This window comes from Bacillus sp. CGMCC 1.60114, from assembly GCF_042676365.1.
Taxonomy (GTDB): Bacteria; Bacillota; Bacilli; order Bacillales; family Bacillaceae_G; genus Bacillus_A; species Bacillus_A rhizoplanae_A.
This window is the reverse complement of the sequence record NZ_JBHTHG010000073.1, coordinates 41,778-66,572: the sequence shown is the minus strand read 5'-3', so window position 1 is coordinate 66,572 and position 24,795 is coordinate 41,778. Positions and strand designations below refer to the sequence as shown.

Annotated in this window: 23 protein-coding genes; 3 read left to right on the top strand and 20 right to left on the bottom strand. The window is 37.0% G+C overall.

Annotated features, from left to right (window positions below):
* Positions 1 to 116: 116 nt before the first annotated feature.
* Together ACFQZ1_RS11520 and acpS are read right to left on the bottom strand one after the other, a co-directional pair.
* Complete coding sequence (locus ACFQZ1_RS11520) at positions 117 to 1,064, bottom strand: LolA family protein (protein WP_377882332.1); 948 nt, start codon at positions 1,062 to 1,064, stop codon at positions 117 to 119.
* Positions 1,065 to 1,220: 156 nt separating this feature from the next.
* Positions 1,221 to 1,580, bottom strand: coding sequence for a holo-ACP synthase (acpS, locus tag ACFQZ1_RS11515; RefSeq protein WP_377882323.1), 360 nt, complete (start codon positions 1,578 to 1,580; stop codon positions 1,221 to 1,223).
* An 88-nt stretch (positions 1,581 to 1,668) separates the two neighbouring features.
* On the opposite strand from acpS, the gene ACFQZ1_RS11510 reads away from it, so the two are divergent.
* The gene (locus ACFQZ1_RS11510; RefSeq protein ID WP_377882322.1) at positions 1,669 to 2,226 is read left to right on the top strand and encodes a rhomboid family intramembrane serine protease; all 558 of its coding nucleotides are present in this window, start codon (positions 1,669 to 1,671) and stop codon (positions 2,224 to 2,226) included.
* 12 nt (positions 2,227 to 2,238) lie between these two features.
* Here ACFQZ1_RS11510 and uvsE read toward each other — a convergent pair whose 3' ends face one another.
* From uvsE to ACFQZ1_RS11450, 12 genes are all read right to left on the bottom strand, one after another.
* Entirely contained in the window at positions 2,239 to 3,201 is a 963-nt protein-coding gene (gene uvsE, locus ACFQZ1_RS11505; protein ID WP_377882321.1) for a UV DNA damage repair endonuclease UvsE, read from the bottom strand.
* A 105-nt stretch (positions 3,202 to 3,306) separates the two neighbouring features.
* Positions 3,307 to 4,839 (bottom strand): degradosome RNA helicase CshA, encoded by a 1,533-nt coding sequence (gene cshA, locus ACFQZ1_RS11500; RefSeq protein ID WP_483861718.1) that lies wholly within the window; start codon positions 4,837 to 4,839, stop codon positions 3,307 to 3,309.
* Between the two features lie 633 nt (positions 4,840 to 5,472).
* Positions 5,473 to 6,849: a UDP-N-acetylmuramoyl-tripeptide--D-alanyl-D-alanine ligase gene (locus ACFQZ1_RS11495; protein WP_377882320.1), complete on the bottom strand. Its 1,377-nt coding sequence runs from the start codon at positions 6,847 to 6,849 to the stop codon at positions 5,473 to 5,475.
* A 61-nt stretch (positions 6,850 to 6,910) separates the two neighbouring features.
* Positions 6,911 to 7,999 carry a D-alanine--D-alanine ligase gene (locus ACFQZ1_RS11490; RefSeq protein ID WP_377882330.1) on the bottom strand — a complete coding sequence of 363 codons (1,089 nt, stop codon included), beginning with the start codon at positions 7,997 to 7,999 and terminating at the stop codon, positions 6,911 to 6,913.
* A gap of 156 nt (positions 8,000 to 8,155) precedes the next feature.
* Entirely contained in the window at positions 8,156 to 9,430 is a 1,275-nt protein-coding gene (locus tag ACFQZ1_RS11485; RefSeq protein ID WP_377882319.1) for an MDR family MFS transporter, read from the bottom strand.
* Between the two features lie 105 nt (positions 9,431 to 9,535).
* Positions 9,536 to 10,951 carry a branched-chain amino acid transporter BcaP gene (bcaP, locus tag ACFQZ1_RS11480; protein WP_377882318.1) on the bottom strand — a complete coding sequence of 472 codons (1,416 nt, stop codon included), beginning with the start codon at positions 10,949 to 10,951 and terminating at the stop codon, positions 9,536 to 9,538.
* 330 nt (positions 10,952 to 11,281) lie between these two features.
* The gene (locus ACFQZ1_RS11475) at positions 11,282 to 12,451 is read right to left on the bottom strand and encodes a homogentisate 1,2-dioxygenase (protein ID WP_377882317.1); all 1,170 of its coding nucleotides are present in this window, start codon (positions 12,449 to 12,451) and stop codon (positions 11,282 to 11,284) included.
* The gene (locus ACFQZ1_RS11470; protein ID WP_377882316.1) at positions 12,417 to 13,373 is read right to left on the bottom strand and encodes a fumarylacetoacetate hydrolase family protein; all 957 of its coding nucleotides are present in this window, start codon (positions 13,371 to 13,373) and stop codon (positions 12,417 to 12,419) included. The genes ACFQZ1_RS11475 and ACFQZ1_RS11470 overlap by 35 nt, the downstream gene beginning before the upstream one ends.
* Before the next feature lie 181 nt (positions 13,374 to 13,554).
* Positions 13,555 to 14,673, bottom strand: a complete 1,119-nt coding sequence (gene hppD, locus ACFQZ1_RS11465; RefSeq protein WP_377882315.1) for a 4-hydroxyphenylpyruvate dioxygenase — start codon at positions 14,671 to 14,673, stop codon at positions 13,555 to 13,557.
* A gap of 426 nt (positions 14,674 to 15,099) precedes the next feature.
* Positions 15,100 to 15,210 carry a DUF3948 family protein gene (locus ACFQZ1_RS11460; RefSeq protein WP_377882314.1) on the bottom strand — a complete coding sequence of 37 codons (111 nt, stop codon included), beginning with the start codon at positions 15,208 to 15,210 and terminating at the stop codon, positions 15,100 to 15,102.
* An 87-nt stretch (positions 15,211 to 15,297) separates the two neighbouring features.
* Positions 15,298 to 15,408 (bottom strand): DUF3948 family protein, encoded by a 111-nt coding sequence (locus ACFQZ1_RS11455; RefSeq protein ID WP_377882313.1) that lies wholly within the window; start codon positions 15,406 to 15,408, stop codon positions 15,298 to 15,300.
* Between the two features lie 87 nt (positions 15,409 to 15,495).
* Positions 15,496 to 15,606 carry a DUF3948 family protein gene (locus ACFQZ1_RS11450; protein WP_377882312.1) on the bottom strand — a complete coding sequence of 37 codons (111 nt, stop codon included), beginning with the start codon at positions 15,604 to 15,606 and terminating at the stop codon, positions 15,496 to 15,498.
* 329 nt (positions 15,607 to 15,935) lie between these two features.
* On the opposite strand from ACFQZ1_RS11450, the gene ACFQZ1_RS11445 reads away from it, so the two are divergent.
* Entirely contained in the window at positions 15,936 to 16,799 is an 864-nt protein-coding gene (locus ACFQZ1_RS11445) for a Cof-type HAD-IIB family hydrolase (RefSeq protein WP_377882311.1), read from the top strand.
* Positions 16,800 to 16,855: 56 nt separating this feature from the next.
* Here ACFQZ1_RS11445 and ACFQZ1_RS11440 read toward each other — a convergent pair whose 3' ends face one another.
* A complete protein-coding gene (locus ACFQZ1_RS11440; RefSeq protein WP_377882310.1) occupies positions 16,856 to 18,823 on the bottom strand; it encodes an N-acetylmuramoyl-L-alanine amidase in 1,968 nt (655 codons plus the stop codon).
* A gap of 368 nt (positions 18,824 to 19,191) precedes the next feature.
* Here ACFQZ1_RS11440 and ACFQZ1_RS11435 point away from each other — a divergent pair, with 368 nt between their 5' ends.
* Positions 19,192 to 19,392, top strand: a complete 201-nt coding sequence (locus ACFQZ1_RS11435; protein WP_377882309.1) for a hypothetical protein — start codon at positions 19,192 to 19,194, stop codon at positions 19,390 to 19,392.
* An 18-nt stretch (positions 19,393 to 19,410) separates the two neighbouring features.
* Here the strand turns inward: ACFQZ1_RS11435 and ACFQZ1_RS11430 are convergent, their stop codons facing one another.
* The 5 genes from ACFQZ1_RS11430 to ACFQZ1_RS11410 form a co-directional block, all read right to left on the bottom strand.
* Positions 19,411 to 20,556, bottom strand: coding sequence for an ABC transporter permease (locus ACFQZ1_RS11430; RefSeq protein ID WP_377882308.1), 1,146 nt, complete (start codon positions 20,554 to 20,556; stop codon positions 19,411 to 19,413).
* A gap of 12 nt (positions 20,557 to 20,568) precedes the next feature.
* Positions 20,569 to 21,765 carry an ABC transporter permease gene (locus tag ACFQZ1_RS11425; protein ID WP_377882307.1) on the bottom strand — a complete coding sequence of 399 codons (1,197 nt, stop codon included), beginning with the start codon at positions 21,763 to 21,765 and terminating at the stop codon, positions 20,569 to 20,571.
* A 12-nt stretch (positions 21,766 to 21,777) separates the two neighbouring features.
* Positions 21,778 to 22,710, bottom strand: coding sequence for an ABC transporter ATP-binding protein (locus ACFQZ1_RS11420; protein WP_377882306.1), 933 nt, complete (start codon positions 22,708 to 22,710; stop codon positions 21,778 to 21,780).
* 138 nt (positions 22,711 to 22,848) lie between these two features.
* Positions 22,849 to 23,511: a response regulator gene (locus tag ACFQZ1_RS11415; protein ID WP_377882305.1), complete on the bottom strand. Its 663-nt coding sequence runs from the start codon at positions 23,509 to 23,511 to the stop codon at positions 22,849 to 22,851.
* Positions 23,508 to 24,701, bottom strand: coding sequence for a sensor histidine kinase (locus ACFQZ1_RS11410; RefSeq protein WP_377882303.1), 1,194 nt, complete (start codon positions 24,699 to 24,701; stop codon positions 23,508 to 23,510). The genes ACFQZ1_RS11415 and ACFQZ1_RS11410 overlap by 4 nt, the downstream gene beginning before the upstream one ends.
* Positions 24,702 to 24,795: the final 94 nt, after the last annotated feature.

Below are 24,795 nucleotides of genomic sequence, written 5' to 3'. Positions count from 1 at the left end.
CAAAATACAATCCTTTAAATCAGGATAAAGTGAAACTTCCATCAGTAGGGGCCTGCCGCCCAAAAGCAGCGGGATAAAAAACGTGGTGTACACTATAGCCACCACGTTTTAATCGTTTACTTCACTTGTTTTTGAGTCACAGAGCGAGCTATCATTAACAATTCATCTTGTTTCAAACCTTTTGATACAAGCATATACTCGACTCCATTATGTGACCATGTAACAGAATCTTTTGTTAATGCACCAATTGCGAAACCTAAATCAACAGGCTCCCCACTCATATTTTGCAATGCGATAGTTGGTGCTACCTTCGCTTTTTCTTGTATTAATGTAAAACTCGTTTTATTGCCAGTGTACGTAAGAATACTACGTTTACCACTGTCTGTCTTAAATTCTTTCTCCTCTTTTAAAGTCATACCTTGTGGCGTATCACTTGGGTATAATACAGCAAACGGCTTCTCTCCTTGGGCTGTCGTTTGTACATCCACTTGCGCTCTAGACATATTTTGCTTCGTATCAAACGCACCTTTATCAAATTTTGTATCAAACTTCACTTTAGAAAAATCTACTTGCACAAGAATATTTTTGTCATTGTCCATTAATTTCACTGAAACAGGCGCTAAATCTTTTTTATTAAATGTAATTTCTTGCCTTGGCAACATATTTTGATGATGATAGTTAGTTTTCGTTTCAAACACATAATATTTGTCTGTTTTCTTAAACGAACGATCCTTATCGCTCAAAATATCCTTTACAAGTGATTCATATAAATATGCTTGGCTGCTATTTTGCGGCCAATCACTTTGAAAGCGGAAACTCTTATTTAAAGACGGAGTAAGAACAAATACACCTTCATCATTTCGTAAAATAATCTGGCTTTGATCTTTTTTTGCATTTTTCAAATTCACGCGATAATACGAGGGTTTATTAAACCAAACTTCAACATCATATACTTGCGGTTCATTTCCTGTTTTAATCGATAGCTTCGCTTCTGCTTGATAGCTTTTCATATCTTTTACTCTTTCATTTAAATCTTGCACAACATCTTCCTTCTTCTTCTCCATACAGCCCGCTAACAGAAAAACGGTTAACAAACCGACAATAAACAAAACTAGCCGCCTTTTCATATGTTCAGCCCCTTTGCCTCGATAAGTAAGTGGAAGAAAACCTCTTCCTTGACGCTACTCAAATATATGAGACAAATATAGGAAATATGCAGACTAGCTTGACGAGCTTTCTAAAATGACTTGTGCCACGGCAAACTCTCGGCTATGGCTAATCGAAAGATGAATGGTATAATTTGTATTTGCAAATAAAACCGGTTTTCCTCTTTCATCATTTGTGATTTCAATATGTAAAAAGCTAACCTCTTTTCCAATTCCAGTACCAAGAGCTTTCGAGTACGCTTCTTTTGCAGCGAAGCGTCCTGCAACAAATTCACTACGCCTCTTTCCTTTTAACAAACTTGCTGCTTGACGCTCTTTTTCTGTTAAAATACGCTCTATAAATTTCGGCTGCCCCTCTATCATCTTTTCAATTCTTTCAATTTCAATAATATCGATTCCAATTCCTACAATCATATCCTTACGTTCCTTCCTTCTATTTTCTTTCTCATTTTCATATTGTAAGAATAACAGACAATCCGTTAACAGCGAAAGGAGTGGGGATATGAATACGCCATTAAAATACCCATTTACTTCTTTCCCTCCGATTACTACTACATTACTTGTCATACAATTTGTTTTATTATTATTAGGAAATAAGGTAATACCTATTGGAATCGCCTGTAATGATTGTATCGCTGAAGGGGAATGGTGGCGAATTATTTCTTCATTATTTATCCATACAACGTTTTCTCATTTTCTATCCAATAGCATTTGCTGCTTAGCACTCGGTTTTTCATTAGAAAAACAACTGCAGAGCATTCGATTTTCACTTACGTTTCTTATATCTGGAGTCACTGGAAATATCATTTCTTACTTTATACTGCCAATCCAGTATGCTCATACAGGAGCTTCAGGTGCTATTTTTGGATTATTAGGTCTGCAGCTTTACATATTCTATATGCAATACCGTCCAAATAGAAAAAAAGAAACTCTCCTTTTTTTTGTTATTTTATCCATTCTCCTAGCGTTTACATTTGCCGATAAAACAACAAACTCGATCAGCCATCTCTTCGGATTGCTCACGGGCGCTTGCTTAGGTCCATTACTCATAAAAAAATAGATGGTGCACAGCTTACTTTACAAAAAAGCTTGCACCATCTACTATCTCTACCCCAGCCTTATCTTTCATATCTCTCATCAACTGAAAGAGTGCCTCGTCTTTTTGTTTTGCCTCTATCATACAATGTATTTCTGAGACACTACCTTTTATATGTTGCAAAAAAGAAGAAAATTGATTGGAATCAATAAAATCCGCATGCGCTCTTGGATCATTTCCTTCCCGCGGACTAGAAATATGCATTTTAATTGGCAAAGGAGATTGCTCCCACGTTCGCACAACACGTTCCCAATCAGTCTCCCACTCTCCAAAGTCATGATTCACCATATGATGATGCAAATCAAAAGCCACTGGGATTCCAAGTTTTTCACCTAAATACAGCACCTCTTTTAAAGAAAATGTTGTATCATCATTTTCTAACATAATCATCCTTTGAATTCCCACTGGAACAAGAGACCAATTTTCAATAAATTGTTCTAGTGCTTTCTCCTTATCCTCATACGCACCTCCAACATGTAAAACACAGCGATGCGTTCTATCAATCCTCATTCCCTTTAGCAACTTCCCATGCATCTGCAATGTTTTCACGGACTGCTTTAAAATCGGAGGATGTAATGAATTTAACACGACAAAATGGTCGGGATGAAAATCAATTCGCATTCCTTGACGCTTTGCATATTCTCCAAGTTGTTTTAAGTTTTCTCTTAACGGCTTTATATAATCCCATTCTAACAACGCCTCATGATTCGCTAAAGGAATTAATTTCGAACTTAAACGAAAAAATGAGACACCATGTCCATAATTATGTTTTAACAAACGAAGACAATTCTCTAAATTAGAATTAGAAATCCTTTCTAATTTTCTAATTGCCGCTTCCCGGTCCTGTATTCGCTGAAACTGCGTGTATGTCATTGTTTGCGAAGGAGAAGCATTCTTTAAATGGACACTCATTGCAACATACCCAAGCTTTACAAGCATTTCATTTCCTCTTTTCCAAGACAAGTTTCTATGTAGTATACCCAACTAAAAAAACAAAAAAAGACAGCCTTTATGAAAAAGACTGTCTCTTTTCTATGAATTTAATTAAGCTTGTGGCTTACGGCTTGTGTGCTTTCTTTCGCCACCGCGTCCTCTAGGAGCTCCAGAGCGACCTTCACGACCTTGGCCTTCTCCTTTACGACCTCCACGATTGCGGTTACCATCGCGATTACGACCGCCTTCACGATTACGGTTACCATCGCGGTATCCACCTCTTCCATTTCCACTTCCGTTTCTATTTCTAGAACGATCTTTTGAAACTACAGGTGGTTCTGATGTTAAAGAAACTGGCGTTGCATCCGGCTCTTTTGTCATCATTTTTAAAGCAGCTGCTACAACCGCTACAGAATCATGCTCTTCTAACAGCTCTTCTGCAATACGTTTGTAGTATGATAAGTTTTCACTTTCAATCGTGCTTTGAAGTTTTTCAGCGATTAAACGTTGTTGTCCTTCTAAAGCTTCATCTAACGTTGGCGGAGTCATACGATCCATTTTACGTTTTGTTGTACGTTCAATATTTTTTAATTGACCCGTTTCACGCGGTGTTACAAACAGCATCGCAAGACCTGTTTTACCTGCACGGCCCGTACGACCGATGCGGTGTACGTATGATTCTGGATCTTGTGGAATATCGAAGTTATATACATGCGTTACACCTGAAATATCAAGACCACGCGCTGCTACGTCTGTTGCAACAAGAACTTCGATTGAACCTTCTTTAAATTTACGTAATACAGAAAGACGCTTCGCTTGAGTTAAATCACCATGAATGCCTTCTGCTGCATAACCACGTAAGTTTAATGCTTCTGATAATTCGTCAACGCGACGTTTTGTACGACCGAACACGATTGCAAGCTCTGGAGATTGAATATCTAATAAGCGTGTTAACACGTCAAATTTCTTTTTCTCTTGCACTTCTACATAGAACTGCTGAATGTTTGGCATTGTTACTTCTTTAGCTTTAACCTTAATATGTTTAGGCTCGCTCATGAAGCGTTCAGCAATGCGACGGATTGGGTCTGGCATTGTTGCTGAGAATAATAATGTTTGATGTGTTTCAGGCACATCCGTTAAAATTGCTTCAATATCTTCAATGAAGCCCATGTTTAACATTTCATCTGCTTCGTCAAGAACAACTGTCTCTACGTTTTGCAGACGAAGTGTTTTACGTTTAATATGATCTAAAATACGTCCTGGCGTACCCACGATAATGTGTGGACCTTTTTTCAACGCACGGATTTGACGGTTAATATCTTGACCGCCATAGATTGGTAAAATGCGAACGCGCTTATGCTGACCAATTTTGTATAGCTCTTCACCCACTTGAATTGCTAACTCACGAGTTGGCGCGATAACGATACCTTGAACCGTATCTTGATTTGTATTTACTTTTTCTAATAATGGTAATCCAAATGCAGCTGTTTTCCCTGTACCTGTTTGAGCTTGACCAATGATGTCGTCACCTTGTAAGGCTACTGGAATTGTTTCTGCCTGAATTGGTGTTGCCTCTTCAAATCCCATGCTTTCAACAGACTTTAGCAAAGAACTGCTTAATCCTAATTCTCGAAATGTTGTCAATGTTACTTCTCCTTTTCTATCTAAAATAGCCCAGATTATTCCTTCTTCTAATATTCACAGGATATACAAGTAAGGTTGGACTAAGTCTTCTTCAGACAAAATGCATCATCATCGCAAGATTGCCTGACAATTATAATAAAACTAGCTTTTGAAAACTGAATGTAGAAAGCCGCAACAAAAATATGCGCCATATAAGACATTCAAACGTAAAGCTAGACAAAAGTAGTCCCAAAAAATTTATCGACGGGATAGAGGGGTTAGGCGGAAATCACTCCCAACTCCACTAACGCCAAGCGCCGAGCAAAAATGCCTGTCACGCTAGAAACCCCCACTTCAAACAATTATAACTTTCAAGTGGCAGGAGTATTTATCCTAACTATCCATTCAAAAAAGACATTTTCCGTGTTTCCGGAAAATGCCCTTTCCCTTATGTTCACGTATATAAACGGGCCTACCTTTATCACCAAAATACTCTACAACGTTATTACACCATATCAATTATAAGTTTTGTATGTGTAAAAAGCAAACCCAACTCTCTCCTATTTTACATATAGGCTTTCCATCCTCTTGTTGTAAGCGCTTCTTTATTTTATCCCATATTAGCGGGCAATAAGCTACCTACTAATAAAAGCTTTACTTTATCATCCCAATAACTTCTTCTAATTTCATTCCACGAGATGCTTTTACTAATACAACATCTTTCACATCAACGACTGCTTTTAAATCTTTAACAAGTTCTTCTTTATTGTCATAAGCTTTCACGCGTTCACTAGGAAAATTAATTCTTGCACCTTCTGCCATTTGTGCCCCAAGCGTACCGTAAGTAAATACATATGCAATACGAGCTGGATCAATTAATTTTCCAACTTCATAATGAAATTGTACTTCTTGGTCACCAAGTTCTAGCATATCGCCAAGTACAAGAATTTTTTTAGAAAATCCATTTAGTTCATTCATTAAATGGAACGCCGCTTCCATCGCTGTCGGACTTGCGTTATATGCATCATTAATAATCGTTAATCCTGCATCTGTTTTTAAAACTTCCATACGCATGCCTGTCATTTTCAAATTCATTAAACCTTGTTTCATTTCTTCCCATGTTACACCGAAAAATTCAGCAACCGCCATTGATGCTAATGCATTATATACATTATGCTTCCCAAGAACGGGTAAATAAAATACTACATTTTGCGCTTGATTCATCGTAAATTGTGTACCTGTCGCTTCTACTTTTACGGATACCGGGTGATAATCGTTCGCTCTTGCATCACCAAACGTGATTGTCTTTGCTTGTAAGTTCATGCTTGGTACGCGTGTAGTTAATAATGGTTCGTCTCCATTATAAACAAATACACCAGTATCTTGTAAGCCTGTGACAATTTCTAGCTTCGCTTCTGAAATTGCATCACGAGAACCCAAATCCATTAAATGCGCTTCTCCAATATTTGTAATAATTGCTGCATCAGGACGAGCAAGCTTTGACAAAAATTCAATTTCCCCGCGGCTTGACATACCCATCTCTAATACAGCCATTTCTGTATCTTCTTCTAAATTTAAAATCGTCAAAGGAAGTCCAATATGGTTATTAAAATTCCCTTCTGTTTTTTGCACTTTAAATTTCGCTCCAAGTAAGCTTGTCACAATATCCTTCGTTGACGTTTTCCCGTTACTACCTGTTACACCAACCACTTTCACGTTTAACTGGTCGCGATAGCTCTTCGCCAATGTTTGCAGCGCTTGTAATGTATCTTCTACAAAAATAACCGGTAAATTTGCTGGCGGGTTTGGTACACCTTTCTTCCAAAGTGTTGCAACTGCACCACCTTCTATTGCTTTCTCCACAAAAGCATGACCATCGAAACGTTCTCCTTGAATTGGGATATATAAGTTTCCTTTTTCAACCTTTCTTGTATCAATGGAAACACCTTTTATAGCTACATCATTCCACTGCTCTGCTAAGCCAGTTCCACATACCATTTGCTCAATTTGCTTCATTATTCTTTGTATCATACAAAAACACTCCTTACATGGAAGAAACACTATTCATTTGAATAGTGCTTCTCCTTTCTTGTTAGATTGTATATTTAATTTTTTGTTTTTCATCGTGACGCTCAATCGCTAGACGTACTAGCTCTTGAATAAGCTCTGGATACGGCAATCCCGTATTTTCCCATAAAAGAGGGAACATACTAAAAGGTGTGAATCCTGGCATTGTATTTACTTCATTAATAAATACATCGCCATCTTTCGTTAAGAAGAAATCTGCACGCGTTAATCCCGCACTATCTAAAGATTGAAATGCACGAATCGCATACTCTTTAATCTTCTCATATTCCGCCTCTGTAATTTCGGCAGGAATAACCATTGCTGTATCGCCATCAATGTATTTTGATTTATAGTCATAGAATTCTTTTTTCGCCACAATTTCGCCTACAACAGAACATTTCGGTTCATCGTTTCCTAATACACCAATTTCCACTTCACGACCGATAATATTCTCTTCTACGATAATTTTACGATCGAATTGGAACGCTTCTTCAAATGCATTCTCTAACTCATCACGACTTTTGCATTTATTAATTCCAACGCTTGAGCCAAGATTTGCTGGTTTTACAAAACATGGATAGCCTAATGTTCCTTCAACTTTTTCATACGCTGTTGTGCGTTTTTTTTCCCACACACTGCGAATAAACGAAACATATTTTGCTTGTGGCAATCCCGCTTCTGCGAAAACATTTTTCATAATAACTTTATCCATACCTGCAGCCGATGCTAACACACCGTTTCCTACATATGGAATATTCATAAGTTCTAACAAGCCTTGTACTGTTCCATCTTCACCATTCGGTCCATGTAATAACGGGAAGATGACATCGATTGCATTCTCTTTATCAGAAGCTGCCATCGGGATAATCTCTGAACTTAATGATAAAGGAGAAATTGCATTTTCTTCTCCATTCAATTGCAATTCTTGAACGCTTTTTACTTCACCTTCAATACGCTCACCGCGCACCCATTGTCCTTGTTCAGTAATATAAATTGGATGAACCTCAAATTTTTCTTGATCTAACGCTTTGCTAACAGCAAGAGCCGTTTGTAAAGAAACTTGATGCTCTGCTGATTTTCCACCATATAATAAACCTAATTTAATTTTCATAATGAAATCACCCTAATCGTCTGTTTTCATTTTTCTATTGTAGCACTTTTTACGAAAATAGGTAGTTCCTATTTAAAATAACCAGGCTGACGAAACATTTTTTCTAGTTATATACCTAATAATATGAAAAAAGGAACCTATTCGTGTATGATGAAAACCCTATGACGTTTGTTTCACCACATTATCCTTTTGTCTTTGTTCTACAAGTCGATCTAATGATATGTAAACAAGTCCTGCTATCACACATCCAATCCCTAAAATCGTAAATAAAACGTGCCCCAACAAACGATCGAGTAAAATACCACCCAGTAAAGGGCCAAACGCATTGCCTGTAATCCATTGTAAGCTAGCTGCGCCCATATACGTGCCTCGTAAATGTTCTGGCGCTAAATTTGCTACAAACGTCATTTGCACAGGGGACATAACCATTTCTCCTAATGTATAAATTGCATATACAATTAGTAATGTAACAAGAACTACAGTGGCATTCGTCCCAGCTCCTCCAAACCACTTCGGAAGCCAACCAATGGCAAGAAGACCTATTCCAAACAACCAAGCACCATACAGCATTGTTTTCCCTACCGGTTTATCTGTCGCCCATTTCGAAATTTGAAATTGAAACAAAACAACCAAAAGTCCATTTACTGCCATCAAATAAGGAAATGGATTATTCACTCCAAATATCCCCTTCATTTCATTATCAAAATGAAGCGGAAGCATACCTTCTGTTTGTGAAAACCCCATCGAAATAACAATTCCGGCTAATAAGTAGATCAGTAAAATTTTATCTTGAAACACAACTTTCCATACAGATTGTCTCGCTCCCTCTCCTTCACTCATTTGTTTTACTGCACCTTTTGGCATTGTTTCTTTAATAAGCAGTAAAACTAGCAGCGCATAGAATAACATAGAGGACGATGCGATAATAAAAATAACAGTTTTAGAAAGGAGTGCAACCGAAGCACCTAGAATTGGCCCAATTGCCGCTCCAATATTATGCCCCATCCGCAGCAAACCATATGCTTCTGTTCGCTTTTCAGGTTCTGTTACATCCGCTACCATAGCGGATGCTGCTGGATGGAACAGTGAATTACTGAGCCCTAAACAAATAGATAGGATGGCATACGGTATAAAACCATCTATAAATAAGAAACCAAGCATTAAAACCGCATTGCTAGCCATTGAAAATATCATAATTGGCTTTCGTCCATAAATATCTGCAATTCGTCCCCCTATAAGGGAACCAAAACTTGCTGCAATAGGAGACAGCGCCATAATAATTCCCACTTCTAGTAGTGAATCCACTTTATCTTTTAAATATAATGCAAAAAATGGCATTAACATCATCATTGCGATTCCGTTTAATGTTTCTCCAATAAATCGAATCCAAACATTGCGATCCATTCCCTTTAACTCTTGCCATGTCTTCTTCATATTTCCACCCCTTTTATCGACCACCTCTCATTTTATGTCAATTTTAGAAAAATGTAAATTTTCAAAAATAAAAAGCCGTTCTTTTGGGTAAGAACGGCGTTTTACTTATAAATTCACAGTTTTTTGATCATTTTTTTCTTTATTTAATGCACTATGCTTTTTGCTATATAAGAAATACACTATAACTCCAATTGCCAACCAAATACCAAAACTTTCCCATGTAATCGCTGGTAATTGAAGCATTAAGTATAGACAGAAAATTACTGTTAACGATGGCAAAAATGGTACAAGCGGCGCTTTAAATGCACGCGGTAAATCCGGATGTGTTTTTCGCATTACAATAACTGCTATTGCAACAAGTACGAATGCAGATAGAGTTCCGATATTCACAAGGTGAGCCAATACACTTAGATCAACAAGCCCTGAAATAAGAGCTGCTACAATACCTGTTATCCACGTATTTAAAAATGGCGTTTTAAACTTCGGATGTACTCTGGAAAAACGTTTCGGTAATAGACCATCACGGCTCATTGCATACGATACACGTACTTGACCATACATCATAACTAACATAACGGTTGTAATGCCTGTAATAGCACCTACCGAAATAACACCCGCCAAACCATCTTGTCCAATAAATTGAAGCGCAAATGCTACTGGATCTGATCTATCCAATTGACCAAACGGTACAATACCTGTCAAAACAAGTGAAACCGCAATATATAGGACTGTACAAATTAATAGTGATGCAATAATACCAATCGGTAAATCACGCTGCGGACGTTTTACTTCCTCCGCTGCCGTTGAAACAGCATCAAAACCAATAAAAGCAAAGAATACTGTCGCTGCACCTACCATTACACCATTAAAGCCAAACGGCATAAACGGTGTCCAGTTGTCTGGTTTTACGTATTTAAATCCAGCGAAGATGAATAATAGTACAACGGCTAATTTAATGAATACCATAATGTTATTTACGCGGGCACTTTCACGAACACCTCGTGATAAAAGAATAGTCATAACTAAAATAATAAGAACAGCTGGTAAATCAATTATTCCACCTTTTCCTGCCCCTGGAGCAGAAGCTAAAATCGTGGGAATATGAATTCCAAATCCATTTAATAAAGACTGAAAATAAGCTGACCATCCATTAGCAACAGCTGATGTCGCTAATAAGTATTCAAGCATTAAATCCCATCCAATTAAGAAGGCAAATACCTCTCCCATCGTTGCATATGTATACGTATACACACTACCAGATACCGGTACGCTGGAAGCAAATTCAGCATAACAAAAGGCAGCAAAGGCACAAACTAGTGCAGCTAATGCAAACGATAAAATAACGGCAGGCCCAGAATGTTTCGCAGCAACGACCCCTGTCAGCACGAAGATCCCTGTTCCGACAATCGCTCCTACTCCTAGCATGGTTAAGTCTAATGCCCCTAATGTTCGATCTAATTTTTTCTGACTTCCTTCTTGTAACAGTTGTGTCAGTGGCTTTTTTTGAAAGATTTGCTTCATACTCTGCACCTCGACATTTTATAATTTTCTGAAAATTTTAATATTTATTTTTATTGTACTTATTACATCTTTTTTCGTCAATAACTTCTGTCGAATTTAATAAAAAAATCATATTTTGTAATAAATAGAGATTTTGTACGAAACATGTTGCGGTAAGTTACCATACTAATCGTTATAGTAAAATAGAAGTAAGCAAATCCTATAGTTATATTTTTATATCATTTTATGAGTATTTTTGATATTTTATATAATGTCGATTCTTTTATTAAAACAAGCACACTCATTTATGAGTGTGCTTGTTTTGTTTTTCGTACATAATAGGCATTCACCTTATACAGTATATGAGCCTCGTTCTAGCCAGCTATACATATATTGTTCATCTTCCATCTCATGTGCATGTTTTATAATGCGTAGTGGACGGAATGTATCAATCATAACAGCTAGTTCAATAGTTTGTTTTTTACCAAGACTAGCTTCTGTTTTCCCAGGATGCGGCCCATGTGGAATACCACTTGGATGAAGCGTAATAGAACCTTCCTCCACACCTTTTCTGCTCATAAAATTACCTTCTACATAATAGAGAACTTCATCACTATTTACATTACTATGATAATACGGTGCCGGAATCGCTTCTGGATGATAGTCATATAGACGCGGAACGAATGAACAAACGACAAAGTTATGTCCCTCAAATGTTTGGTGTACTGGCGGCGGCTGATGAATACGCCCTGTAATAGGTTCAAAATCCTCAATATTAAATACCCATGGATATAAATGACCATCCCACCCAACAACATCTAACGGATGATGCTGCAAAACATGCTTGTGCATATAGCCTCTAGACTTTGTCATCACAACAAAGTCACCTTTTTCATCATACGTTTCTAACGTTTCTGGGCCACGAATATCACGCTCACAAAATGGACTATGTTCTAATAATTGTCCATACTCATTGCGATAATTACGCGGTGTAGTAATTTGGCTATTTGCTTCAACAACGAGGAATTTCGATTCTCCAGCTTCAGGGATTACACGGTAAATCGTCCCGATTGGAATGATAATATAATCTCCTTTTCGATAATGAATCGTACCGAACATTGTCTCAATTTTCCCCGATCCATAATGAACAAATAGCATTTCATCTCCATCGCCATTGCGATAAAAATAATCCATTTTCTCCGTCGGATTTACGACCCCGATTATTAGATCTTCATTTCCTAATAGAAAATTCCTTCCGTTCACGGCATCTCCTGTTTTTCTATATTCTTTCGTACGAAAATGACGATGCGCTAACGCCGCATCTTCTTCATACTGCATATGACAAGATTGAGCTAAAGAAGCATGACCGACTTCAGTTGGCATGTAATGATGATACAAAATAGATTGTGTACCAGAAAAACCTTTCGTCCCCATTACTTGCTCACGATAGAGCGACCCGTCTTGTTTACGAAATTGTACATGTCGTTTACGAGGAAGTTCCCCCATGCGACGATAATACATGCTCATCCCCCGCTTTCTTTTCTGCTTTCACCGTATTACGCAATGTTCCTAAGCTAGTAATTTTTAACTCTACCACATCACCAGCTTTAAGCCATTTCTCTGTTCCCAGCTCTAAAATACAGCCACTTCCAACTGTACCAGAACCAAGTATATCCCCTGGATACAACGTAACATCTTTGGATGCTCGTTCAATCATTTCAGCAAATGTATAATAGATATCTTGAAAATTACCTTTTGACCATTGTTCTCCATTAATATGAGCTGTCATTTCTAAATTGTAACGATCATCGCTTTGATATACATCTAACTCATCTTTCGTCACAATATACGGTCCAAGTGAGGTAGCAAAGTCTTTTCCTTTTGCTGGTCCAAGCCCAACCTTCATTTCATGCGCCTGTAAATCTCTAGCGCTCCAATCATTCATAATGCAGTAGCCAAAAATATATTCATGAGCGTGTTCACGCGAGATATTTTTACCTTCTTTACCAATGACACAAGCAATCTCTAGCTCATAGTCAAGTTTCCTTGTTGCGCTCGGGCACAAAATAGCTTCTTCCGGCCCAATAACAGCACGATGATTTGTAAAATAAAAAACCGGGATATCATACCATTCTGGAACAACATCTAAACCGCGGCGGCCACGCGCTGTTTTTACATGTTGTTCAAAAGCATAAAAATCACGAATACTCCCTGGATTTGGTAAAGGCGCACAAAGCTGTACATCCGTAATATGATAAGCACCGCTCGTTGGTGTACCCATCTTACGAATTATTTCCATATATTCATCTGATTTCTCTAAAAAAGAAATCATTGTAGAGGGAAGTATCCCTCCACTTGCTATATGCATATCAATAACCTTGTCACCTTCAAGCCAACCGGCTCTCATTTCTTGTGAAGGAAGACGAAATGTAATAAACTTCATCGTTTTCTCTCCTCGCTTTGAAAGTAAAACCACGGGCGGAAGGAGTATCTCTCCTAACCGTTATCCCGCTCTAACGGACAGCATAATGCCTATCTATTTCCTGACAAGTCAAAGAAGATAGATCTCAATACGAGTCCGCTTGATTCAACTAGCCATCAACTTGGAATCACTAAGTTTCACCTTATAGATTTCCTCGGCGCGCCTGTTCTCTTTCAATCGATTCAAATAATGCTTTAAAGTTTCCTTCACCAAATCCCCTTGATCCTTTACGTTGAATAATCTCAATAAATAAAGTTGGACGATCCACAATTGGCTTTGTGAAAATTTGTAATAAGTAACCTTCCTCATCACGATCTACAAGGACTTTCAGCTCTTTTAATTTTTCAATTTCCTCATCAATTTGACCAACACGTGCTGTTAATTCTTCATAATACGTATCTGGCGTATCTAAAAATTCCACACCGTTTGCACGAAGTGCAGAAACAGTTTTTACAATATCATTTGTTAATAACGCAAGATGCTGTACACCCGCTCCGTTATAGAACTCTAAATACTCTTGGATTTGTGACTTTCTTTTCCCTTCTGCTGGTTCATTGATTGGAAACTTAATACGACTTCCATTTGTCATTACTTTCGACATTAAAGCAGAATATTCCGTACTAATATCATCATCGTCAAAATGAATCATTTGTTTAAAGCCCATTACATTTTCATAATAACTTACCCATTCTTCCATTTTTTCAACATTACCCACAACATGGTCAACAGCAATTAATCCTGTTTCTTCAAAAGGAATAGTGGATTCTAATGGTTCATATCCTGGCATAAACGCACCTTTATAATTTTTACGTTCTACAAGCGTATGAATTGTATCACCATATGTGCCAATGACTGCCTTTTTAATTGTTCCATGTTCATCAGATAGCACTTCTGGTGGAGCAATCGCAACTGCACCGCGCTTTACAGCTTCTGCATATGCTTTCTCTACATCTTCTACAAGAAGCGCTACATCTTTTACACCATCGCCGTGCTGTTTCACGAACTCAGCAATACGGCTATTCGTGTTTAAAGCACCTGACACAACAAAACGCATATTTTTTTGTATAAGTACGTAAGATACTTTATCACGGTTTCCTGTTTCTAAACCGGAATATGCAGCTATACGGAAACCAAATGCTCTCGCAAGGTAATAACTTGTTTGTTTTGCATTACCAACATAAAATTCTAAATGATCAACATCACGTACTGGGAAAAAATCCTCCATTTGTGCCGCTAAAGTATCCATAGATTTTTGTTCCATAAATTCCTCATCCCCCTGTAATATAATTTTCCAATTATTTCTCCCAAAACCGAAAACGCTTCCAAACATAAGTAAAAAATAAATTGCACCCGCAATTATTTTTGTCAATTTTAAATTTTCTATTTTTTCCGCCAAATACCTCCCTTTTTCTTACATAGAAAATTCGACTTTTTTCTGCTTTTCTCCCTATATCATATAAAATAAAACTCCCATCAGTTACTCTTTACGATGGTTAGTTGAACCAATCGGGCTCTTACAGGCGGTTTTTCTTCATGAAATATCCCCCACATACCGCTTGTTAGAGCGGGATAAAGTGAAACCTCCATCAGTCGCTCTTTACTGATAACTCAAGAAAAACGCAAAGAGGGACTTCGTTGTTTCGAAGTCCCTCTTTCCATTCACGTTCAAATTTACAAAGGATTTAAATTATACTAAAGCATTTGAAAGAAACATGATAAGTGCTGTTAATGCTGCTGCTACTCCTGCTGATCCTAATAAATCCATTTTTGTTAATCCTAACACTTCTTTATTTTCCATTATTCTCATTCTCCTTTTAATAGATTTATATATAACTTGCACTTTGTAATAGTTTTCCGCTCTACTATGTACAAAAATTACTATGAATTATGCTAAAACGCTTGAAAGAAATACGATAAGCGCTGTTAATGCCGTTGCTACTCCTGCTGATCCTAGTAAATCCATTTTTGTTAGTTGTAATACTTCTCTATTTTCCATTACTCTCATTCTCCTTTTTATAGATTTCTATATGGCTTGCACTTTGTAATAGTTTTCCGCTCTACTATGTACAAAAATTACTATGATTTATACTAAAGCACTTGAAAGAAATACGATAAGCGCTGTTAATGCTGTTGCTACTCCTGCTGATCCTAGTAAATCCATTTTTGTTAGTTGTAATACTTCTCTATTTTCCATTACTCCCATTCTCCTTTTTATTAATCTTTATATTAAATTCCCAAGAAATAATTTATTTATAGTTTTTAACTTAATGTCATATTGAATCATATAATGTAATGTTTGTAACATTAATGTAACATAACTTTTTTATTTAAGCAATAGTTGCTATAAAAATTATTATGTTTTTTTCAATAAATATAAGGCGTAGATAAACGATATCCCTCGTATTTTGACCTTCTCAAACATATTAAGTGGTCAAAACAAATGAATTATATTTATGTAACAACAATGTAACAGTTTCGATATAACATTTAATTTAGTATGATTGAAACAAAGAGGTGATCAACTTGAAATTAATCGCACTTGATATGGATGGTACGCTCTTATCATCCAATCTAGAAATCTCCCAGGAAAATTTAGAAGCAATACGCAATGCTGAAGAAGCAGGACATATCGTTATGATTTGTTCCGGCAGAGCAAAAGAAGATATTTTAAAACTGCTTGAGCAATACCGTTTATCTCTTCCTCTAGGAGCTAGTAATGGGGCAGTGGTATATGCCGATGGAAAAGTAATTCATTCGCGCAATTTGCAAAAAGAAAAAGTATATGAAATTGCAAAAAAACTCGAATTTGAGGGATTTCCGTATAAACTCTATACAAACAAAGGGGTATATGCACCGTATAATTGGAAAGAACAAGTAGCAAAAGCTTTTCAGCTAAACAAAGATTTCCTTGATGTTACAATTGAAGAGATTGAGCGAATTACCGAGAAACAACTAAAGGCTAATTTAATTACAACTTTTCAAAGTATTGAAGATGTAATATCTGACTCAACCATTGAAATTTCAAAATTTTTTATCCTTACATTCAATAAAGGGGAGCGTATACAATTGCTACAATCTTTAGAGAAAGATGCGGCAATTATGGTGACAGCTTCCGCCCCAACAAACTTAGAGATTATGGATAAACATGGCCATAAAGGCAATGGATTGCAAGAAATGGCAAAACATTTTCATATTCCTTTACAAGATACTGTTGCCATTGGAGATAACTTTAATGATGTCCCAATGTTAGAGGTGGCAGGTTTATCAATAGCGATGGGAAATGCAGAACACAATGTCAAACAACTATGTGACATTGTAACAGCTACAAACGATGAAAATGGCGTAGCTTATGCAATCGAACAACACATTTTACAAAAAACAAAATAAAGATAATAGAAAAGGAGAAACCATTAAACTGGTTTCTCCTTTTCTCATAAAATATGTTATTTAGAAAAATAATTTTGAATTCCTTCAAAAATAGATTGCGCAAGCTTATTTTGATAGTTATCAGAAACTAAATTTAATCTCTCTTCTGTATTAGATAGGAATCCTGTTTCTACTAAAATAGGTGGTGCTTGATTATCCGATTGTAATACGCGAAGTTCTGGACGCTCTACCACTTTTCTATCAGTAGCATTTGTGTTTGCAATTAAAGATTTCTGCACAGCACTTGCTAATGCATAAGCTTGAGTATTTTTTGGATGGTTAGGATTATATAACGTTTCAATTCCTTTTGCAGTTGTAGCGTCTGCAGAGTTCACATGAATACTTACAAAAATATCAGCTTTATTATCATTTGAAATACGAACGCGATCTGCTAATGGAATAAAAATATCCGTTGCACGTGTCATAACCACATTTACACCGCTATTTGCTAATACTTTCTGTAACTTTAAGCTTACTGACAATGCAATATTCTTTTCATATGTACTTCCATATAATGTTCCAGAGTCATATCCGCCATGTCCAGCGTCTACAACAATTGTTTTTCCGAATAAAATTGGATTTTCAATCCAAGCACCAGTTGTATCAAAGTAATACCACTTTCCATCTACTTCAATCCAACCTGTTTTCATTGTGCCATCATTTTGGAAATAATACCACGCACTTCCGTATTGTAACCAACCCGTTTTCATGGCTCCGTTACTTTGCAGATAGTACCATGTATTTCCTGATTGAAGCCAACCTGTTTTCATGGCACCGTTACCTTGTAAATAGTACCATGTATCCCCTAGTTGTAACCAACCTGTTTTCATTGCGCCATCTGCTTGTAGATAGTACCATGTATTGCCTAGTTGCAGCCAACCTGTTTTCATTGTGCCGTCTGCTTGTAGATAATACCATGTATCCCCTAGTTGCAACCAACCTGTTTTCATTGTGCCGTCTGCTTGGAAATAGTACTTCTTATTACCATCTACAATCCAACCTGTCTGCCTAACACCTGTATTGTCCAAATAGTATGTTACACCGTTAACTTTTACAAAGCCTGTTTGCATCACACCATTTGAATCAAAGTAATACCATTTATTATCTTGTTGGAACCAACCTGTTTGCGCTACACCGTTCGCTTGTAAATAGTACTTTTTATCGCCATCTACTACCCAGCCTGTTTTTAACGTTCCATCTGGATTAAGATAATATTTCTTATCTCCATCTACAATCAAACCTGTTTTCATTGTGCCATCTGCTTGGAAATAATATTTTTTGTCTCCTTCAGTTAGCCACCCTGTTTTCATTACACCATTAGTTTGTAGATAATACTTTTTATCGCCATCTACAAGCCAGCCTATTTTCATTGCTCCATTACTCTGCAAGTAATATCGGTTATTACCTTCTTGTAACCAGCCTGTTTTCATCGCACCGCTACTCTGTAGATAGTACCATGTATCTCCTAATTGCAACCAACCTGTTTTCATCGCACCACTACCTTGTAGATAGTACCATGTATCTCCTAATTGCAACCAACCTGTTTTCATCGCACCGCTATCCTGTAGGTAGTACCATGCAGTTCCTAGTTGCAACCAGCCTGTTTTCATCGCACCGCTATCCTGTAGGTAGTACCATGTACTTCCTAATTGCAACCAGCCTGTTTTCATTACGCCATTACTTTGCAGATAGTACCATGCACCACCATCTTGTAACCAGCCAGTGTAAAACTTACCATCTTTGTTGACATAGTACCAGTTACCGTCTTTTTTTACCCAGCCAACATTTTGCTGTGGTGTTTGCAGTAAACTACTCTGCGTTTGACTTATTGACGTCTCATTTGTAGTCACATTTCCTGATGCTGTCTTATTCTCTACCACTTGTTGTCCAGCTGACGGTTGTGCTTGCTGTGTTTCTGCTAAACTATGTATTGGACTTATAACATAACTTAACGTCAAAGCCACAGCCATGGCTTTTTTTAACATATACTTTTCACCTTACTCCCTTTTCATAGAAATATAATCTAATAGTTACAATATTTATTGTAACAAGGTGACAAAAAAATACAACATTCATCGGATTTATAGCAAAATTCAAAAAACACTTTATCTTTTCATTTCACAGATAGACTATATTTGTATGAAAACAACAACCTACAGGTAGATTTGCTAGCTTAAAATATTACCTTTAAAAATAATAAACTCCCACTTTACTGATAAACAATGGCCCTAGTATATGTCTTCCAAAATGTATGTTTTTTAACAACATATAAAAAATCCCACTTAAAAAATTATTCTATTATTGATAGAGCGAGCATACGATAATAACAGATTCGTAATAAAGGAGAGAAAACATGGACAAGTTATTCCTAGATGTTTTGAACTATATTTGTTTAATGCTCGTTATATTAGGAGCATTACTCTTATTTCCTTTCTTCCCGACACTCGTCCTCTTTTTAGTGTTTCTCTTCATGTTCGGGATTGCTATTATCATTTCACTTGGGCCATCAGAAGAAAAACAAAAAGAAAGCAGAATTCAGCGCGCAAGGCTGTAAATTCTGCTTTCTTTTTGTTCAATCATAACGTATTCTTGTTAAACCGATGACAAAGAAGATACCAGCAAACAGAAGTAACACGCCAATATATCCTGTTATATCTGCCAGTGTTCCTCCTCTAGCAATTAGTTCTGTAAAACCACGCATTGCCCATGTTTGTGGGACAAAGTTAGCAATCTTTTGCATAAACTCAGGTTCTATTTCAATTGGCCAATACAGTCCACTAATCATACAAGTTGAAATAATGACGATATTTCCTAACGCCGATTGTTGCTCTGTCGTTTTCACAACACTTGCTAACAATAAAGCTAAACCGATTACGGCAAGCAGCAGCACCGAGACAAGAACGATAAGCCCTAACATATCTCCCCACTGCACATCAAATAACAGATTCGTTAATATCATAAGCGCTCCAAATTGAAACCAACCAATTAGAAAGAATGAAAGAATATATCCGGCTAGTACTTGGGCTCTCGTAACAGGTGTTTCCAACAATCGATGCCACACACCCATCTGCTTCACTTTTAAAATCGTTCCTGTTGCACTAAGCATAACAATCATTACAAATAAAATTGAAAATCCTGCTGCTCTAGCTGATACAAAGTTGATCGCTTTCTGGCCCGTTACAATAGATTCTTTTTGAATATGAACAGGTTCCGCTTTTGTATGAATGTTGTCATACATTGTCTCCCAAGACTTTCCGCTATTTTGACTCCATGCATTCGCACCTTTTACTTCCACTTCCATTTTTTTCAACGTGTTCTCCAACGCTTGTTCTACAGAAGCTCCCCCTGTAAAATCAGCACTAGATTGAAATAGAACTTTATCACTTTTTCCGTCTAACATTTGCTTTTGAAAGTCTTTCCCGATTGTTACAATACCAGAGGCTTTTTTGTTTTCAATTTTCTTCTTTGCCTCTTCATATGATCCTTTTTCCACACTCACAAGATTGCTATGCGTTAATGATTCATAATAAGAAGCTGACAATTTTGATTGATCTTCATCAACCAAAATAATTTTCACCTTATCATTACCACCTCCACCTAGAAGCCCACCAAAAATTAATGTAAAAAGAATTGGCATACCTAACATAAGAAAATAACTTTGCGGCTTCATTAATATTTGCTTTAACTCTAGTGAACAAAGCGCCCAAATTTTTTTCACTGCTCTCTCCTCCTATCTAGTACGCAACCGTAATGTTCCAATGATGACGGAAAGGATGCCAGCACTAGATAAACTTAAAATAATTGGTAATAATGTATTCCAAGACGTTCCTGACATAATATCTAGAAAACTCGTAAGCGCCCATTTATTTGGTGCAATATTAGCAAGCTTTTGCAATGTATCTGGGAATGCATAAATTGGTAACATAGAACCGCCTAATACCGCTAACAGTTGAATACCAATCCCGCCCATAACATCTGCTGTTTTTTCATCTCGAATAAATGCAGCAATCAACATCGATAAGCCCGACACACAAATTGCATAGGAAACTCCCACTGCAATAAGCTGTACAATGTTATCCCCCCAATTCACACCGAATGCATAATGGGTTGCAATGACAAATACGCCAAATTGAATACATGCGAATAATAATGTTCCGAAAAATTTACCTAACAAAACAGAATAAGAACTTGTCGGTGTCGTTAACAACCTTGCTAACGTTTCTGTTCTTTGTTCTCCTACAATTGATTTTGCACCAACTGTTACGTTATATAGGAGAAACATAACTAACATCGCTGCAGCATAGTACTGCATAGCCACAACTGTTTTCTTACCAATTGTGCCTTTTTTAATTCCATTTTCATTTGAAGTTGCAATAGTTTGTAGGTCCGTTCCCATATTTTTTGCTACTTCTTGCACATTTCCTTGCTGAGATTGCGCCAAATCCGTTACCACACTTTTTGTAGCAAAGGCTACCGTTTGTGCTCGTTCAACAAAAGATTGAATGAATGAATCTGCAATTTTAGCTTGTATGTCTTTCGCAGGATCCGTAAGCAGTTCAACTTCTTTTAACTTTCCTTCTTGTATATGTTCACTCCACTGTTTCGGAATCATAATTCCAACGTCAACCTTCTTCTTCTTCAACATATCTTCTAAGTCGTCTCGCGAAGAAACCTTCTCGACTTTCACATCATCTTTTATTTCTTTTGCTTCTAATACATCTGTTCGAAACATAGTAGCAAACGTATCTTCATCTTCTTGATAGTATCCAATTACTGTTTTCGGTAATCCGCCTTCATCTAGGACCGCACTTAAAGCTGACCCTAAAATAGCTGTTAATAAAAGCGGCATAAGTAACATCATCATGAAGCCACGCCGATCCGTAAAACGTATCTTAAAATCTTTCCATGCGATAATAAAACTTTTCATATCCTCTCCTCCTTAATCACGAAGTGAACGACCAGTTAGTTGTAAAAAGAGTGCCTCTAAATTTGGCTCTTGTACTTCAAGCTTTGCAATTTGCACACGATTTCCGACAACCTCTGAAACGACCATACCAACTGCATCACCATTAATGAGAGCAATATCAATGGTATTAGAATCCTCATCGACTACGATACGTTCTACAACAGGAAGTGCTTGTAGTTTCTGCAATAATTCTTGATTGTAACGATTAACCTGCAGCTTCACCATAAAGCCATCTGTAAGACGATTGCATAGTTCACTTTTCGTTCCAAGTGCAATTACCTTGCCATGGTCTACAATTGCAATGCGTTCACATAAATATTCAACTTCCTCCATGTAATGACTCGTATAAATAACTGTCATTCCCTTTTCATTTAACTTTTTCACTGTTTCCAAAATATGATTCCGTGATTGCGGGTCAATTCCAACTGTCGGTTCATCCATAATTAATAGTTCAGGTTCATGCATAAGTGCTGCACCAATATTTACACGGCGTTTCATACCGCCTGAAAATGTTTCGATTTTATCTTTAGCCCGGTCTTCTAGACCAACATATGTTAGTACCTCATCTGCACGTTTCTTTGCCTCTGCACCGCTCAGTCCATACATTTTCCCCCAGAAAATTAAATTCTCTTTAGCTGAAAGTGTAGGATATAAAGCAATATCTTGTGGAACAATACCAATTTTTTGTTTCGCTTCCATCGGATGTTCCTTCACCGATTTCCCCCCAACGCGTATATCCCCGCTATCATATGGAAAGAGCCCGCAAATCATGGAGATTGTTGTTGATTTTCCTGCACCATTTGGACCAAGTAATCCAAAAGTTTCCCCTTTCTCAATCGAAAATGATACACCTTTCACAACCTCTTTTTTCCCAAAGGATTTTGTAATATGATCTACGACTAACATGTCGATTCAACCCCTTTAATGTAATCTCATTCTGATTGTAAAAGAATTCCATCACATTTCCATCTCTCTTTAGATAGAGAATACATAATAAAAAAGCAGCATTATCTGCTGCTTTTTCATACTTCTCTATGCCAAAAGTCATATGTAAGTTGCCACACCGTATCGTACAGCAAAAATAGCTGCTTGCGTTCGGTCGCGAAGTTCCAATTTACTAATAATATTGGAAACATGATTTTTTACTGTTCCTTCTGTAATAAATAATTTCTCCGCGATTTCTTTATTGTTTAATCCGTATCCTAGTTCCCGCAACACTTCTATTTCTCTCTCTGTTAGCTGTCCTATTTGTTCTGGAACACGCTGCTCAGCAATATGATCTACTTTCGTTCTCTTCAATTCTTTTACAATTTGAGCGGTTATATCTTGAGGAAGTACAACTCCGCCTGCATGTGCAGTCAATATTGCCTGCACAATTGTATCTGTCGCCATATCTTTTAATAAATAGCCGCTTGCTCCTTGTTCAAGTGCTTCAAAAATAAGTTCACTATCATTAAAGGTGGTCAACATCAGTACTTTTATGTTAGGAAACTGTTCCTTTATTAAACGTGTTCCCTCTACACCATTTGTATGAGGCATGCGAATATCCATTAAGATAATTTCAGGCTGACATTCTTCAGCTTTTTGCACAGCTTCCATCCCGTTATTTGCAGTTCCAACCACTTCAAGCTCTGGGCGTAAATTTAATAACATCGCTAATCCATCACAAACTAACGACTGATCGTCAACAATCATAATTCGAATCATACCGTTCCCCCTATTACCCACGTCTTTTCTCGAAGTGGGAACTCCACTTTTAATTGAAACCCTTTCTCTTTTTCACTTTCAAACCGAATCATTCCACCGCGTTCTTCTACACGTTCTTTCATATTGATAAGTCCAAAACCTGGATTCACTTCATTTACACCTGTTCCATCATCAGAAATAGATAAATGCACCTTTCCATCCAAACAAGAAAGCATGATTTCGCATGTAGCTGCCTTACCATGACGCTTTGCATTTGTTAATGACTCCTGCATAATACGCAATATTGTTGGATGCAGTGACAATGGAATGATGATTGGATCACCTTGCAATTTAAATGTCGTCCTCACATTTGTTACCTTCGAAAATTCACTTAACATCCGCCTAATATTACCAACTAAATCCCCTGCATTCTCTTCTTCTTTCAAAGTTCGAACCGATGCTCTTACTTCTTGTAACGATTTCCTTGCTAACTCATGACATGTTTGCAAAACTGCTCCAGTTTGATCTGATTTCTGTTTCAACAACTCCTCAGCAAGCTGTAATTGAACAAGTAATGCCGTCATATTATGACCGACTGTATCATGAATTTCACGTGCAATATCATTTCGTTCTTTAACTGCAGTTAATTCTTCTACTTCTTTTGCATATAGCCGCAATTGCTCATGTGCTTCTTGAAGTGCTTCATGTGATGAATTCAATTTTTCATACTGTTCATCTACTGTTTGGCGAGCTAATGTTAGTTTTTTTATTAACCCTCCAACAAGAGCACTAAATACAACGAACATAAACGAAATAATATTCCCCCAAATTTCAAGCGCTCCAAAATATTGATACGAATATATTAAAATAGCAAACCAACATATAAAGAAAAAACCTATAAAAAAACGGACTATAACTTTCGATTGAGCATTAATAAATAAAATTACCGCATCCACACCAAATAAGATTAAATACAAATCTATCTTCGGAAATACGAATCCAAATATGGCTGTTACAATCCCATTAGATAATAGTATAAAAAATATCCGCCGCTCTCCGTTATGCAGCATCATAAGTAAAAAATGATTTACAACATAAATAAAACAGGCCGCACAAACAAATATTTGCAACCCTAACTCTCCACTTGGAACCTGCAGAGCATACACAATACAAATGAGAACAAACATAACTAGCCGGGTATATCCTAGCATACAGTTTCACCTCGTATTCAAACAAAATGTACAAAAATCTGAATCATCAAATCCTCTTCATAATATATAAAAAGGAAAATTGTAACAATGACTA

What these genes read in the sequence shown, in the direction of transcription:
- bcaP (WP_377882318.1), bottom strand. Translation starts at nt 10,951, where the DNA reads ATGAAGCAAATCTTTCAAAAAAAGCCACTGACACAACTGTTACAAGAA.
- ACFQZ1_RS11495 (WP_377882320.1), bottom strand. Translation starts at nt 6,849, where the DNA reads ATGATACAAAGAATAATGAAGCAAATTGAGCAAATGGTATGTGGAACT.
- ACFQZ1_RS11455 (WP_377882313.1), bottom strand. Translation starts at nt 15,408, where the DNA reads ATGGAAAATAGAGAAGTATTACAACTAACAAAAATGGATTTACTAGGA.
- ACFQZ1_RS11415 (WP_377882305.1), bottom strand. Translation starts at nt 23,511, where the DNA reads ATGATTCGAATTATGATTGTTGACGATCAGTCGTTAGTTTGTGATGGA.
- ACFQZ1_RS11475 (WP_377882317.1), bottom strand. Translation starts at nt 12,451, where the DNA reads ATGTATTATCGTCGCATGGGGGAACTTCCTCGTAAACGACATGTACAA.
- ACFQZ1_RS11435 (WP_377882309.1), top strand. Translation starts at nt 19,192, where the DNA reads ATGGACAAGTTATTCCTAGATGTTTTGAACTATATTTGTTTAATGCTC.
- ACFQZ1_RS11425 (WP_377882307.1), bottom strand. Translation starts at nt 21,765, where the DNA reads ATGAAAAGTTTTATTATCGCATGGAAAGATTTTAAGATACGTTTTACG.
- ACFQZ1_RS11460 (WP_377882314.1), bottom strand. Translation starts at nt 15,210, where the DNA reads ATGGAAAATAAAGAAGTGTTAGGATTAACAAAAATGGATTTATTAGGA.
- ACFQZ1_RS11520 (WP_377882332.1), bottom strand. Translation starts at nt 1,064, where the DNA reads ATGGAGAAGAAGAAGGAAGATGTTGTGCAAGATTTAAATGAAAGAGTA.
- uvsE (WP_377882321.1), bottom strand. Translation starts at nt 3,201, where the DNA reads ATGCTTGTAAAGCTTGGGTATGTTGCAATGAGTGTCCATTTAAAGAAT.
- ACFQZ1_RS11410 (WP_377882303.1), bottom strand. Translation starts at nt 24,701, where the DNA reads ATGCTAGGATATACCCGGCTAGTTATGTTTGTTCTCATTTGTATTGTG.
- ACFQZ1_RS11510 (WP_377882322.1), top strand. Translation starts at nt 1,669, where the DNA reads ATGAATACGCCATTAAAATACCCATTTACTTCTTTCCCTCCGATTACT.
- ACFQZ1_RS11420 (WP_377882306.1), bottom strand. Translation starts at nt 22,710, where the DNA reads ATGTTAGTCGTAGATCATATTACAAAATCCTTTGGGAAAAAAGAGGTT.
- ACFQZ1_RS11485 (WP_377882319.1), bottom strand. Translation starts at nt 9,430, where the DNA reads ATGAAGAAGACATGGCAAGAGTTAAAGGGAATGGATCGCAATGTTTGG.
- hppD (WP_377882315.1), bottom strand. Translation starts at nt 14,673, where the DNA reads ATGGAACAAAAATCTATGGATACTTTAGCGGCACAAATGGAGGATTTT.
- ACFQZ1_RS11470 (WP_377882316.1), bottom strand. Translation starts at nt 13,373, where the DNA reads ATGAAGTTTATTACATTTCGTCTTCCTTCACAAGAAATGAGAGCCGGT.
- ACFQZ1_RS11450 (WP_377882312.1), bottom strand. Translation starts at nt 15,606, where the DNA reads ATGGAAAATAGAGAAGTATTACAACTAACAAAAATGGATTTACTAGGA.
- ACFQZ1_RS11440 (WP_377882310.1), bottom strand. Translation starts at nt 18,823, where the DNA reads ATGTTAAAAAAAGCCATGGCTGTGGCTTTGACGTTAAGTTATGTTATA.
- acpS (WP_377882323.1), bottom strand. Translation starts at nt 1,580, where the DNA reads ATGATTGTAGGAATTGGAATCGATATTATTGAAATTGAAAGAATTGAA.